10 protein-coding genes are annotated in these 13929 nt (G+C 74.7%); 4 read left to right on the top strand and 6 right to left on the bottom strand.

Annotated elements, in window-relative coordinates; translation table 11 throughout:
* The first annotated feature begins 39 nt into the window (after window positions 1–39).
* On the top strand, window positions 40–1524 hold the full coding sequence (locus ACIBEA_RS10830; protein ID WP_399259483.1) for a helix-turn-helix domain-containing protein: 1485 nt from the start codon (window positions 40–42) through the stop codon (window positions 1522–1524).
* A 235-nt stretch (window positions 1525–1759) separates the two neighbouring features.
* Here the strand turns inward: ACIBEA_RS10830 and sucD are convergent, their stop codons facing one another.
* The 5 genes from sucD to ACIBEA_RS10805 all read right to left on the bottom strand — a co-directional run bounded on the left by sucD (window position 1760) and on the right by ACIBEA_RS10805 (window position 8908).
* Complete coding sequence (sucD, locus tag ACIBEA_RS10825; RefSeq protein WP_399259482.1) at window positions 1760–2653, bottom strand: succinate--CoA ligase subunit alpha; 894 nt, start codon at window positions 2651–2653, stop codon at window positions 1760–1762.
* Between the two features lie 21 nt (window positions 2654–2674).
* Complete coding sequence (gene sucC / locus ACIBEA_RS10820; protein ID WP_399259481.1) at window positions 2675–3853, bottom strand: ADP-forming succinate--CoA ligase subunit beta; 1179 nt, start codon at window positions 3851–3853, stop codon at window positions 2675–2677.
* Between the two features lie 305 nt (window positions 3854–4158).
* Window positions 4159–5349, bottom strand: coding sequence for a VWA domain-containing protein (locus ACIBEA_RS10815; RefSeq protein ID WP_399259544.1), 1191 nt, complete (start codon window positions 5347–5349; stop codon window positions 4159–4161).
* Between the two features lie 23 nt (window positions 5350–5372).
* Window positions 5373–7805: a DUF5682 family protein gene (locus tag ACIBEA_RS10810; RefSeq protein ID WP_399259480.1), complete on the bottom strand. Its 2433-nt coding sequence runs from the start codon at window positions 7803–7805 to the stop codon at window positions 5373–5375.
* The gene (locus ACIBEA_RS10805; RefSeq protein ID WP_399259479.1) at window positions 7802–8908 is read right to left on the bottom strand and encodes an AAA family ATPase; all 1107 of its coding nucleotides are present in this window, start codon (window positions 8906–8908) and stop codon (window positions 7802–7804) included. The genes ACIBEA_RS10810 and ACIBEA_RS10805 overlap by 4 nt, the downstream gene beginning before the upstream one ends.
* 134 nt (window positions 8909–9042) lie before the next feature.
* On the opposite strand from ACIBEA_RS10805, the gene ACIBEA_RS10800 reads away from it, so the two are divergent.
* Both ACIBEA_RS10800 and ACIBEA_RS10795 read left to right on the top strand, forming a co-directional pair.
* Window positions 9043–10386 (top strand): SWIM zinc finger family protein, encoded by a 1344-nt coding sequence (locus ACIBEA_RS10800; protein ID WP_399259478.1) that lies wholly within the window; start codon window positions 9043–9045, stop codon window positions 10384–10386.
* A gap of 312 nt (window positions 10387–10698) precedes the next feature.
* Window positions 10699–12363, top strand: coding sequence for a DUF5691 domain-containing protein (locus ACIBEA_RS10795; RefSeq protein WP_399259477.1), 1665 nt, complete (start codon window positions 10699–10701; stop codon window positions 12361–12363).
* A gap of 72 nt (window positions 12364–12435) precedes the next feature.
* Here the strand turns inward: ACIBEA_RS10795 and ACIBEA_RS10790 are convergent, their stop codons facing one another.
* Window positions 12436–12843 (bottom strand): cobalamin B12-binding domain-containing protein, encoded by a 408-nt coding sequence (locus ACIBEA_RS10790; protein ID WP_399259476.1) that lies wholly within the window; start codon window positions 12841–12843, stop codon window positions 12436–12438.
* A 276-nt stretch (window positions 12844–13119) separates the two neighbouring features.
* Between ACIBEA_RS10790 and ACIBEA_RS10785 the strand changes: the two genes are divergently transcribed.
* Window positions 13120–13926: an esterase/lipase family protein gene (locus tag ACIBEA_RS10785; protein WP_399259475.1), complete on the top strand. Its 807-nt coding sequence runs from the start codon at window positions 13120–13122 to the stop codon at window positions 13924–13926.
* Window positions 13927–13929: the final 3 nt, after the last annotated feature.

Genomic DNA, 13929 nt, shown 5'->3' with positions numbered 1-13929 from the left:
CTTTTTCGCCCAGGACTGCCGGGTCGCGGGGAGTGTGGCATGACACAAAGCATCGAGACGACCTCGGAGCTGGCCCTTCCCTCCCCGAAGGAACGCCGCAGACTGCGCGAGGCGGCCGAGCTGACCCATGACGACGTCGCCACCGCCGTCGGCGTGACCCCCTCCACGGTCCGCTCCTGGGAGACCGGCCGCACGGCCCCCCGGGGCCGCAAGCGCGAGGCGTACGTCAAGCTGCTGACCGGGGCGGACGGGGCCGAGGTGGTCGAGGTGGCCGACGGCGACGACTCCCGCATCCCCGTGACCGGCGCCGCGGGCGATCCCGTGCACAACTCCGCGGCCGGGACGCCCGGCGCCGCCCTCCGGGTCGCCGGGGCGGTACGGGCCTTCACCAAGGCCGGCGGCGCTGCGCGGCCCGGCGCGGCCCAGACCCGACCCAAGGCCGCCGCCAAGCGGGCCGCGAAGCCCCCGGCCGGGTCCCCCGGGCACGAGACCAGGGCCGCCGCCCCCACCGGGCACCGGTCCCCCCACCCGGCCCCGACCGCCCCCGCCCGACCCCCGACGCCGGTACCTCCGGCACCTCCGGCACCTCCCACAGCCGCTCCCGCTGCCCGACCCGACCCGGCGCCCGCAGCGGCACCGGAACAGGCCGCCGAAGCCGACGCCGACCCCGCCGCGCCCGAGGCCCGGGACCGGCCGGAGCCGGTGCCCCTCGCCCCCACCGAAGCCTTCGACGCGCTCTACGGGTACGCCGCGCCCGCCCTCGTACGGCAGACGTACCTGCTCACCGGGCGCCGCACCCTCGCCCGCGAGTCCGTCGAGCGCGCCTTCCACCAGGCCTGGCAGCAGTGGCCCGAGGTCGCCACCGACCCCGATCCCGTCGGGTGGGTGCGCGCGGCGGCGTACGAGCACGCGCTCTCGCCCTGGCACCGGCTCGGGCGGGCGCACCGGCACCCCGACCAGCCCCCGGCCGAGCCCGCCGACCGCATCCTCATGGACGCGATGCTGTCGCTGCCCCCGGCCCACCGGCGCACCGTGCTGCTCTACGACGGCATCGGCCTCGACCTCCCGGACACCGCCGCCGAGACCGAGGCCAGCACCCCGACCGCCGGGAACCGGCTGGTCAACGCGCATGCCGAGCTGGCCGACCGGTTGCCCGAGCTGGTCGACGTAGCGCCGGAGAAGCAGTCGGCGCTGCTGCGCGAACGGCTGGGCTCGCTCGCGCCCGCCGTGTCCCTCGAACCGCGTCCGGCGGTGGACGTCCGACGCACCTCGGAGCACCGCACCCGCTTCTGGACCCGCGCGGTCGTCGGGCTGACGGCGGCGATCGCGGCGGCGACCGCCTACACGGCCGTGACGGCGCCCACGCGGTACGAGCCGGTGCCGGCCCCCGGGGCCACGGTCGCCGGCGTGCCCGCCCCGCACAACGGTCCGCCGCGGCTCAATGACGCGAGCAGGGAACTGCACGAGAAGCTCCGCTCGGAGCCGGCGGCCGGTCCCCACCGGCTGCACCCGAAGGGCGAATAGCCGGGGCAGATCCAGCTCCGCCGGGGGGGGGCCGGCTTCCCCGAGCCGGGGCGAATCCAGCCCCGCCGGCGTTTGAGGCGCCGCCGGAGGCGACACCGGCCGCACACGCCATCCGGCACCCCTCCGGGGGCGCCTCGAACGACGGGGCAGCCGGCCCTCGCGGACGCGGAAACGGGCGTGGCCCGCACCCCGAGGGGTGCGGGCCACGCCCGTACGCGTACTGCCGGTGCTGGGATCAGGCGCCCGTGGCGTTCAGGATCTCGCGCGCCAGCTTCGCCGTCTCGGTCGGCGTCTTGCCGACCTTGACGCCGGCGGCCTCGAGGGCCTCCTTCTTCGCCTGCGCGGTGCCCGAGGAGCCGGAGACGATGGCGCCGGCGTGGCCCATGGTCTTGCCCTCGGGGGCGGTGAAGCCCGCGACGTAACCGACGACCGGCTTGGTGACGTGCTTGGCGATGAAGTCCGCCGCACGCTCCTCGGCGTCGCCGCCGATCTCACCGATCATGACGATCAGGTCGGTGTCGGGGTCCGCCTCGAACGCCTCCAGGGCGTCGATGTGCGTGGTGCCGATGACCGGGTCGCCACCGATGCCGACGGCGGACGAGAAGCCGAGGTCGCGCAGCTCGTACATCATCTGGTAGGTCAGCGTGCCGGACTTGGACACGAGACCGATGCGGCCGGGCTTGGTGATGTCGCCCGGGATGATGCCGGCGTTGGACTGGCCCGGCGTGATCAGACCGGGGCAGTTCGGGCCGATGATCCGCGTCGTGTTGCCCTTGGCGGTGGCGTACGCCCAGAAGGCGGCGGAGTCGTGCACCGCGATGCCCTCGGTGATGATGACGGCCAGCGGGATCTCGGCGTCGATCGCCTCGATCACGGCGGCCTTGGCGAAGGCCGGCGGGACGAAGAGGACGGAGACGTTGGCGCCCGTCTTCTCCATCGCCTCGGCGACGGAGCCGAAGACCGGGACCTCGGTGCCGTCGAAGTCGACGGTGGTGCCGGCCTTGCGCGGGTTCACGCCGCCGACGATGTTGGTGCCGTCAGCCAGCATCAGCTTGGTGTGCTTCATGCCCGTGGCACCGGTCATGCCCTGGACGATGACCTTGCTGTCCTTGTTGAGGAAGATAGCCATGTGAGTCTGTGACCTCTGCCCTTACTTCGCAGCCGCGAGCTCGGCGGCCTTGTCGGCCGCGCCGTCCATGGTGTCCACGCGCTGGACCAGCGGGTGGTTGGCGTCCGAGAGGATCTTGCGACCCAGCTCGGCGTTGTTGCCGTCGAGGCGGACGACGAGCGGCTTGGTGACCGCCTCGCCCTTGTCCTCGAGCAGCTGCAGCGCCTGGACGATGCCGTTGGCGACCTCGTCGCACGCGGTGATGCCACCGAAGACGTTGACGAAGACGGACTTGACGTCCGGGTCGCCGAGGATGATCTCGAGGCCGTTCGCCATGACGGCGGCGGAGGCGCCACCGCCGATGTCGAGGAAGTTGGCGGGCTTGACGCCGCCATGGTTCTCGCCGGCGTACGCGACGACGTCGAGGGTGCTCATGACGAGACCCGCGCCGTTGCCGATGATGCCGACCTCACCGTCGAGCTTGACGTAGTTGAGGTTCTTGGCCTTGGCGGCCGCCTCGAGCGGGTTCGCGGCCGCGTGGTCCACGAACTCCTCGTGGCCCGGCTGGCGGAACTCGGCGTTCTCGTCGAGAGACACCTTTCCGTCCAGGGCCAGGATGCGGCCGTCCTTGGTCTTGACCAGCGGGTTGACCTCGACGAGGAGCGCGTCCTCGGCGACGAAGGTGTCCCAAAGGGTCACCATCGCCTCGGCGACGCCCTCGGCCACGTCGGCCGGGAACTTCGCCAGGGCCACGATCTCGCGGGCCTTGACGATGTCGACACCGTCGACCGCGTTGACCGGAACCTTCGCGAGGGCCTCGGGGGTCTTCTCCGCGACCTCCTCGATGTCCATGCCGCCCTGCACCGAGGCCATGGCCAGGAAGGTGCGGTTGGTGCGGTCGAGGAGGTACGAGACGTAGTACTCCGCCTCGATCTCCGGGGACAGCTCGGCGATCATCACCTTGTGGACCGTGTGGCCCTTGATGTCCATGCCGAGAATGTCCGTCGCACGGGCGACGGCCTCGTCCGCGTTGGCGGCCAGCTTGACGCCGCCGGCCTTGCCGCGGCCTCCGACCTTCACCTGCGCCTTGACGACCGACTTGCCGCCCAGCCGCTCGGTGGCCTCGCGAGCCGCCTCAGGCGTGTCGATCACTTCACCGGCCAGCACCGGTACACCGTGCTTGGCGAAGAGGTCCCTCGCCTGGTACTCGAACAGGTCCACGCGCGTCCGTCCCTTGTCTTCAAAGATTCGCAGTGATTCGCGGTTTTCTGCTATCTGCGTGGGCGTGCCGCGGAGGGCAACGTGACGGCGCTGTCACAAGGGAGGCGCACACGGTGACCGTGGACGCGGCATGTCCGTCCCGCAGGTTATCCCCGCGGGCCGTAGGTCCCTAAATCGCAGATCACACCTGAGCGGTGATACCTGTCACAGATCGCCTCACGGTTGATCTGCAGATTCGTGCGATCCGCCCCTGTGCAGCGGACGGGAGCGTGGTCCAGAGGTCGGTGGGTCGTCGGGGCGGTTCCTCACTCCGGGACCGGCAGCGGCTTCTTCTCGATCGCGGCCGCCATCACCTCCGGGAAGAGGTCGGGGGTGCAGGCGAAGGCCGGGGCGCCGAGGGCGGCGAGGGCCGCCGCGTGTTCGCGGTCGTAGGCGGGGGCGCCCTCGTCCGAGAGCGCGAGCAGGGTGACGAACTGGACGCCGGCCGCCTTCATCGTCGCGACCCGGCGCAGCATCTCGTTGCGGATGCCGCCCTCGTAGAGGTCGCTGATCAGGACGACGACGGTGTCCGCGGGCCGGGTGATCTTCGACTGGCAGTAGGCGAGGGCGCGGTTGATGTCCGTGCCGCCGCCGAGCTGGGTGCCGAAGAGGACGTCGACGGGGTCGTCCAGCTGGTCGGTGAGGTCCACGACGGCGGTGTCGAAGACGACGAGGCGGGTGGCGATCGAGCGCATGGAGGCGAGGACGGCGCCGAAGACCGAGGCGTAGACGACGGAGGCGGCCATCGAACCCGACTGGTCGATGCAGAGGATCACCTCCTTCTTCACCGATTGCGCCGCCCGGCCGTAGCCGATCAGCCGTTCGGGGACGACCGTGCGGTGCTCCGCCAGGTAGTTCTTGAGGTTGGCGCGGATCGTACGGTCCCAGTCGATGTCCCGGTGCCGGGGGCGGCTGATCCGGGCGGAGCGGTCGAGCGCGCCGCCCAGGACGGCCCGGGTCCGGCCGGAGAGCTTCTTCTCCAGCTGCTCCACCACCGCGCGGACCACCATGCGGGCGGTCTCCCGCGTGGTGTCGGGCATCGCCTTGTTGAGCGAGAGCAGGGTGCCGACCAGGTGGACGTCCGGCTCGACGGCCTCCAGCATCTCCGGTTCCAGCAGCAGGGCGGAGAGGCCGAGCCGCTCGATGGCGTCGCGCTGCATGACCTGGACGACGGAGGCGGGGAAGTACGTACGGATGTCACCGAGCCAGCGGGCCACCGCCGGGGCGGAGCCGCCGAGCCCGGCGGAGCGCTCCCCGGTGCGGCCGGGCGCCTTGCGGCCGCCGCCGGGGCCGCCGTAGAGGGCGCCGAGGGCGGCGTCCATCGCCGCGTCCCGGCCGGTCAGGGCGTGTCCCGTGCCGTCCGCCTCGCTCCCGCCGAGCACCAGGCGCCAGCGCCGCAGCCGCTCCCCCGCCGAGTCCGTCGCATCCGTCGCATCCGTCGCATCCGTCGTGTGCATCGTGTCCGTCGTGTCCGTCGTGTTCACCGGGCCACCCCCACCAGCTCGTCGTCTTCGCCACGGGCGCCCGCCAGCAGCATCCGGACCATGGCCACCACCGCGTCCGCCCGCTCCGCGTCCAGCTCCGGTCCGAAGCCCTCGGGCGCCGGCCCGGCCGTGGACGCGGCGCCGCCCGGCGCGGCGGGGCCGCGGCGCACCAGCTCGCCCAGGGTCCGCTTCACCCCCGGCTCGTAGGCGCCGAACGTGCGCCGCAGCAGCGGCAGTACGTCGACGAACGCACGCTCCGGCACCCCGGTCAGCCAGCCGTCGATCAGGCCGAGCAGGCGTTCGTCGTGCACCAGCAGCGTGCCGCCGCCGGACGCTCCGCCCGCGAAGCCCTCGATCCAGCCGGCCGCATCGGCGGGTCCGGTCGCCGGGGACAGCGCGAGGCCCATCAGCCGCGCGGTCTCCTCGGCGGTGAGGGCGCCCTCGTCGAGCAGCAGCCGGACCGCCCGGCCGCGGATCAGCCCGGGCACCGTGTCCCGGCCGGCCAGGGTCCGCAGCACCCCGGCCCAGCGCCCGCGCAGCCCGTCCGCACCGGCGTCGTCCGCGGCGCGCTCGGCGTCGGTGGTTACCGGGGCGTCCGCGGCGTCGCCACGGTCGAGCATCCCGATCGCCCCGTGGACCGCGTCCACGTGGCCGCGCATCTCGGCCGCGGCATCGGCGTCGAGCCCGGTGGCGCAGGCGGGCGGCAGCGCGACGCAGATCCGCTCGGCGAGCCCGGCCGCGACCGTGCCCAGCGCGGCCGTGTCCGTACCGCGCACGTCGCCGTAGCGCAGCGACCGGGCGAGGGCGGGCAGCGCCCGGGCGAGCCGGGCCACATCGGTGTCCAGCGCGGCCCGGTCGGCCAGCGCCCGCAGCACGGCGGGCAGCGCCCGCCCCAGCCCGGCCAGCAGGCACTGCTCGGCCAGGGCCGTCACCTCGCCCAGCTCCGCGGCGGCCGCCGCGTCGGCCTCGGCCTTGGCGGTGGCCGCGGCGAGCACGGTGGTGCCCCAGATCCCGGCTTCGGCGACCCGCACCGACAGCTCCGGTTCCCAACGCAGCCGCCAGCTCTCGCGAAAGGTGCCGGTGCCGCTCCGGGAGGCGGCGGGCGCGCCCCACCCGATGCCCAGCAGCCGCAAGCGGTGCAGCAACAGGCTCTTGGCGCCGTCGGTGTCCTTGCGCAGGTCCAGCTCCAGGTCCCGCACCTGGGCCTCCGCCTTCAGGCGCAGGGAGCGCTGGAGCCGGGTCAGGTCCCGTTGCAGGGGCACGACGGGCGTCTCGTCCGGGACCTCGCCGAGCACGTCGCCCACGACCAGGTGGTCCTCGATGAGCGTGAGGGGCACGGTGGAGCCCTCGCACATCACCGCGGTGGCCGCTTCGAGGGTTTCGCCGAGGCCGGGCAGCGGACGGCCGCGCAGCGCGGCCAGGGTCTCCGCGAGCCGGACCGCCTCGATCACATGCGCCGAGGACACCTGCCGGTCCGCTTCGCGGAGCAGCCCGGCGACCTTCGTCAGCCAGCGCTCCACGGGCCGGTCGCGGGCCGCGAAGAGGTGCGCGTACCAGCCGGGGGAGGTGATGCCCGCTCCGTAGCCGCCGGCCCGGGCCAGTCTGCGGTGGGTCCAGGGCACCCAGGTGGTCTCCACCTTGACCTTGGGCAGGCCGGTGAGCAGCGCCTTGTCGGCGGCCGCCGTGGTCTTCGCGCGCAGTGCGGGCACGTGCCAGGCCCCGCACACCACCGCGTAGTCGTCGCCGAACTCGCGGCGGGCGGCCCGCATCCGCTGGCGCATGTACGCCTCGCGGACCGCGTCGCGGGGGTGGCCGCCGTCGCCGTACTCCTCGCGCAGGGCGGCCATGGCCTCGCCGAGCGCCTCGAAGGCGGCCAGCGGCTCGGCCCCGCCGCCGCTCCCCCGGTGTTCGACGACGTCCTCCCACCACTGCTCCGGGTCCTCGTAGCCCGCGGCTCCGGCGAGCGCCGCGAGCGGGTCGAGCCGGATGCCGGCGACCTGATGGTCCCCCTCGACCGGCGCCCCCTCGGCGCCCTCGGTCCCGGGCCCGGACTCCGGCGCGGGCTCGGGATCCGGCTCCGCATCGGCCCCCGGCGCGACGGCGAGCGAGTGCGCGGCCGGCAGGTCGATGAAGCGGACCGGGATCCCGCGGGTCTGCGCCCAACGGATGGCGACCCACTCCGGGGAGAAGCCGGCCAGCGGCCAGAAGGCGGCCCGGCCCGGATCGTCGGCGACGTGGGCCAGCAGCGCCACGGGCGGGCGCATCCCCGGGTCGGCGGCCAACGGCAGCAGCGCGTCCCCCTCCGGCGGGCCCTCGATCAGCACGGCCCGCGGCGCCGCCGCGTCCAGGGCGGCGCGCACCGCCCGGGCGGAGCCGGGCCCGTGGTGGCGCACGCCCAGCAGGAGCGGGCCCGTGGTCCGCGGGCTCACGCCGTCACCTCCCGGCAGGCGCGGTAGAAGTCCTTCCAGCCCTCGCGCTCGCGGACCACGGCCTCCAAGTACTCCTGCCAGACCACCCGGTCGGCGGCCGGATCACGGACGACCGCGCCGAGGATGCCGGCGGCCACGTCCGAGGGGCGCAGTACGCCGTCGCCGAAGTGGGCGGCCAGGGCGAGTCCGTTGGTGACGACGGATATCGCCTCGGCGGTCGACAGGGTGCCGCTCGGCGACTTCACCTTGGTGCGGCCGTCGTCGGTGATGCCGCCCCGCAGCTCGCGGAAGACGGTGACGACGCGGCGGATCTCCTCCAGGCCCTCGGGTGCGGGCGGCAGGTCCAGGGCGCGGCCCATCTGGTCGACCCGGCGGGCGACGATGTCGACCTCGGCGTCGGCGGTCGCGGGCAGGGGCAGTACGACGGTGTTGAAGCGGCGGCGCAGCGCGCTGGAGAGCTCGTTGACCCCGCGGTCGCGGTCGTTGGCGGTGGCGATGAGGTTGAAGCCGCGGACGGCCTGCGCCTCCTGCCCCAACTCGGGTATGGGCAGGGTCTTCTCGGACAACACGGTGATCAGGGAGTCCTGGACGTCCGCGGGGATCCGGGTCAGCTCCTCGACGCGCGCCGTCATGCCCTCGGTCATGGCCCGCATGATCGGGCTGGGGACGAGCGCCTCGCGGCTCGGGCCGTGGGCGAGCAGCCGCGCGTAGTTCCAGCCGTAGCGCATCGCCTCCTCCGGGGTGCCCGCGGTGCCCTGGACGAGCAGCGTGGAGTCCCCGCTGACCGCGGCGGCCAGGTGTTCCGACACCCAGGTCTTGGCGGTGCCGGGGACGCCGAGCAGGAGCAGGGCGCGGTCGGTGGCCAGGGTGGTGACGGCGACCTCGACGATGCGGCGCGGGCCGACGTACTTGGGCGTGATCACGGTGCCGTCGGCGAGTTCGCCGCCGAGCAGGTAGGTGGCGACGGCCCAGGGCGAGAGCTTCCAGCGGACCGGGCGGGGCCGGTCGTCGGCGGCCGCGAGGGCTTTCAGTTCTTGGGCGAAGGCGTCTTCGGCATGCGGGCGCAGCACCTCGGCGCCGGCGCCGTTCTCGGGCATGGTCATGGTCCCCCTCCAATGCTCGGCAGCCGCTCCCGACTGCTGTGACCACGGTGCACCACGCCACTGACAACACCCCCTGCTCAGCACGTTGTTGCAGGTCAGGGCGATTGTCAGTGGGGGTGCCTACGGTGGAACACATGACTGAGCAGGGGGTCCGCTGGACAGCGGAACAGGTACTGGCTCTGGCTCCTGACGTGGCGTCACGCAAGGCGGGGGCCAAGCTGGGTGGGGCGGGTCCGTGGTCGCAGACCGGAGGTTCCGCTTCCGGCGCGCTGTGGGGGTGGTGCAAGGGCAGCGGCAGTACGCCGTACCGGACGGTCGTGGACCTGACGGGCCCGGCGTACACGTGCTCCTGCCCGAGTCGGAAGTTCCCGTGCAAGCACGCCCTGGGGCTGCTGTTGCTCTGGGCGGCGGAGGGCTTCGGCGAACCGGTCGAGGCTCCGGAGTGGGCCTCGACCTGGCTGACCGAGCGGGCGGCGCGGGCCGCCCGGGCCGCCGCCCCGGGGGCGGCCGCGGCGGTCGCGGACCCGGAGGCGGCCCGCCGGCGCGCCGAGCGCAGGGCGGCCCGGATCGGCGCGGGCGTGAGCGAACTGGAGCAGCGGCTGGCCGATCTTCTGCGCGGCGGACTGGCCGGTCAGGAGCACGCCGGATATTCCCTGTGGGAGGAGACGGCGGCCCGTATGGTCGATGCACAGGCACCCGGACTGGCCTCCCGTGTAAGGGAGTTGGGAACCATACCGACCTCCGGTCCGGGTTGGCCCGGCCGGATGCTGGAGGAGTGCGCGCTCCTCCATCTGCTGGACCGGGCCTGGCTCGGGGTGGGGGAACTTCCCGGGCCGCTGGCCGCCACGGTCCGGGCCGGAGTGGGCATCACGAGCACCGCGGAGGGGGACGCGGTGCGCGACCACTGGCTGGTGCTGTCCCAGTACGACACCGTCTCGCCGGACGGCCGGCTCACCACGCGCCGGATCTGGCTGCGCGGGGCGGCGAGCGGACGGGCGGCACTGGTCCTGGACTTCGGTCCGCCCGGGCGGCCACCGGGGCTCGCCCTGCCGGTCGGCCTGGCGCTGGATGCGGAAGCCCGCTTCCGGCCCGGGTCGGCGGGGCTGCGGGCGGACCTCGGGGAGCGGTTCGCCGCGCCCGTGCCGTGGCCGCCGGCCCCGGCGGGGATCGGGGCGGGGGCCGCGCTCGACGCCTACGGAACGGCGTTGCGCGAGGACCCGTGGCTGGACGCCTGGCCGGTGGTGCTCGGCCCGGTGGTTCCGCTCCCCGGGGAGCACGGCTGGCAGCTGGCGGACGCCCGGGGAACGTCCGCCCTGCCCGTGACGGCGGCCGCGGGGCGATCCCGTTCAGGGCTGTGGCAGTTGGCGGCGCTGTCCGGGGGCGACCCGGTGACGGTGTTCGGCGAATGCGGACACCGCGGGTTCACTCCACTGACCGCCTGGGCCGCGGGCTCCGACGAGCCCGTCGCCCTGGGCTGAACGACGGCGCGGCGCGAGCCGCGCGGCAGTACCGCTGGCGCGGGGGCGCCAGCGGGCAACGAGCAAGCCGGGGGGCTTCTGTGAACGACAACCACGCCAGCTAGCGGGCCGAAGGGCCGGCCGAAGGCACGACGCACACGACCACACACACGACCGCACACACGACACGAACACGACGCACACGACCACACACGGGGAGGACTGCTCCGGTCCCGCGGAGGGGGCGGGACCGGAGCGCACCACCCAGCAACAAGGCCGGGCCCGAGAGCAAGGACGAGGCCGAGAACGAGAACGAGGACGAGGGAGGGGCACATGAACGGGGACGGACACGGGGACGGGCACGGCCAGGCGCCCGGGGCCGAGCCGTGGGAGGAGCTGGTCAGCGCCGCACTGCTCGGCACCGAGCGGCGGCGCGGCAGCGGGGCGACCGGCTCGCCGCAGGCCCTGCTGGACGCGGCGGCCGTCGCGGCGGTGCGCCGCCGGGCGGGGCTGCGTCCGGCCGAGGCGGGCCCGCGGCCCGAGCCCGCGGCGCCGGACCCGCGCCCAGCGCCGCCGGATGCCGCGCGGCGGCGGCTCGCGCAGCTGCTGGCGGGCCGCACGGGCGGGGGCGGCGGGCGGCGCGGATCGGCGCCGGACCTGACCGAGCTGCTGCCGCAGTGGCTGGCCGCCGCCGTGCGGCACGGCTACCGGGCGCCCGCCGCCCAGGTACCCGCGCTGCTGGACGCGGCCAAGGCCCGTACGGATCTGCGCCCGCAGGCCCTGGCGCTCGCCGGCGCGCGGGGGCGGTGGCTGGCCCGGCTCAACCCGGAGTGGCGGTTCGCGCTGCGCAGCGGGGCCGGGGGCGGCGAACTGCCCGCCCCCGACGATCCGGCGGGCGTGGCACGGCTGTGGCAGGAGGGGCTGTTCGCGGAACGGGTGGCGCTGCTGGGGGCGGTCCGGGCACATGAGGCGGCGGCCGCTCCGCTGCTCCTGGCGACCACGTGGTCCACCGAGCGCGCCGAGGACCGGCTGATGTTCCTCGATTCGCTCCGCTCGGGGCTGTCGGAGGCGGACGAGCCCTTCCTGGAGCAGGCCCTGGGCGACCGGAGCCGCAATGTCCGGGCGACGGCGGCCGAGCTGCTCTCCGCACTCGTGGGGTCCGCACTGGCGGGCCGGATGGCGCAGCGGGCACTGGCCTGCGTGGGGCCGGAGGGCGTGGTCCCGCCGGTCGCCTGCGATGCCGGGATGCAGCGGGACGGCGTGGTCGAGCGCCCGCCGGCCGGTCGCGGGGAGCGGGCCTGGTGGCTGGGGCAGCTGGTGGAGGCGGCTCCGCTGTCGTGCTGGCGGGAGCGGTTCGCCGGCCTGGACCCGGCCGGGATCCTGGCGCTGCCGGTGGCCGAGGGCTGGGCCGAGGAACTGCACGCGGCCTGGTGCCGGGCGGCGGTCCGCCAGCGCGACCCGCTCTGGTCGAAGGCCCTGCTCGGCTCGGCGTCCGCGCCGCCCGCGGCGGGCCCGGCCACCGCCTCGCTCGCCGAGCGGGCGAAGCTCCTGGAGACCCTGCCCGAGGAGGAACGGGCCCGTTGGGTCGCCGAGTTCGTGCGGGCCCACGGGCTGTCGGAGGCCTTCCAGCTGCTCGGGGTGAGCGTGGTGCCGTGGGCCGCCGAGCTGGGCGACGCCGTGGTCGACGCGCTGGACTCGGCCCGGTCGGCGGGGAGTTACCCCTGGAGCTTCAGCGGGGTGATGGGGCTCGCCGAGCGCTGCCTGGACCCGGCGGCGGCCGACCGGCTGGAGTCCCTGCTCTCGGTGGCGCTGGCCGCGGAATCGGCCGGAGCGCCCGGGGCGGACGCGAACGCCCCCGGCGGATCGGCGGCCGCGGAGGTCACGCCGGGCGCCGAGGCGTACTGGGCCGAGGCCTTCCAGCGGTTGGTGTCCACCCTGCGCCTGCGCGCGGCGATGCTGGCGGAGCTGGCGGAGCCGGCCCCCGCCCGGGCGGCCTGACCCGCGGCGGTGCGGGGGGCCGGGCCGCCGGGGCGGGGGCTCGGTGGTCCGGTGGTCCGGTGGTCCGGTGGCTCAGGCCGACTGGCGGACGTTCGCGCGGACCCAGTCGACGATGGCGGTGGTCGTGGCGCCCGGGGTGAAGATCTCGGCCACGCCCTTCTCCTTGAGCGGACCGATGTCGTCCTCCGGGATGATCCCGCCGCCGAAGACCTTGATGTCCTCCGCCTCGCGCTCGCGCAGGAGTTCCAGGACCTTCGCGAAGAGCGTGTTGTGGGCGCCGGAGAGGATCGAGAGGCCGATCGCGTCGGCGTCCTCCTGGATGGCGGTGTCCACGATCTGTTCGGGGGTCTGGTGGAGGCCGGTGTAGATGACCTCCATGCCCGCGTCCCGCAGCGCCCGCGCGATCACCTTGGCACCACGGTCGTGGCCGTCAAGACCCGGCTTCGCCACCACCACACGGATCGGACCGGTCACACCCATCGCACTGCCTCCCGAGTGAACGAACGTTAAGTACAGCATCGCGCACACCTCCGTTTCGCGGTCAACCGGGAGGGGGAAATCACACGTGGGACAGCATTGATTCACTCGGGACGTCCGCGCCGTCGGTCGCCGGGAGAGCCGCGTAGAGCCACCCCGCCACCGCGCCGTCAGCCGCACGGCACGGCGGCGGGGCGACGGCGGCCACGCAGCGGACCAGGGGAGCCGCGCCCGGAGCGCCGAAGGCCACACCCGGAAGCCGCCAGGGGGAGGCCGTCGATGGGGCTGCCATTCGTCTTCACGTCCGTACCCGCGTCCGGCGCCGCGCTGCGCGCCGCCGCGCTCGAACTCGTCGTCCTCGCCGGACACCTGCTGCTCTACCCGACCGGGATCCTCCCGGAACGGCCGGAGCGGACCGGCTGCGCGCCCGGGGCCGCGACCCCGGGGGCCCGGCCGCCGGCGCTGCTGCTGCACGGGTTCACCGACAACCGGTCCGTCTTCGTGCTGCTGCGCCGCGCCCTGGCCAAGGGCGGCCGCCGCCGGGTGGAGACGTACAACTACTCGCCCCTCACCCTCGATCTGCGCGCGGCCGCCCGCCGGCTCGCCGAGCACGTCGAGGAGGTGTGCCGGCGCACCGGGGCCCCGCGCGTGGACCTGGTGGGGCACAGCCTCGGCGGGCTCATCGCCCGGTACTACGTCCAGCGCCTCGGCGGTGACGCGCGGGTGCGCACCCTCGTCACTCTCGGTACTCCCCACGCGGGCACCCGGGTGGCTGCGTTCGCGGGCGCGCACCCCGTGATCCGGCAGATCCGCCCGGACTCCTCGGTGATGGCCGAACTGGCCGCGGCCGCGCCCGGATGCCGGACCCGGTTCGTCGCCTTCTGGAGCGAGTTCGACCAGTTGATGGTTCCGGTGGAGACGGCCCGACTCGACCATCCCGACCTGCGGGTGGAGAACGTGCAGGTCACCGGCATCGGACACCTCGCGCTCCCGAAGCATCCGGCTGTCATCGCGGCCGTCCACCGGGCCCTCGACGGCCCGTCACCCCTCGCCCCGGCCGCCCCGGGAACCGCCTCCGTCGCCTGATCG

This window comes from Streptomyces sp. NPDC051555 (genome assembly GCF_044454405.1).
GTDB lineage: Bacteria > Actinomycetota > Actinomycetes > Streptomycetales > Streptomycetaceae > Streptomyces.
This window is presented reverse-complemented; position numbering and strand designations above follow the sequence as displayed.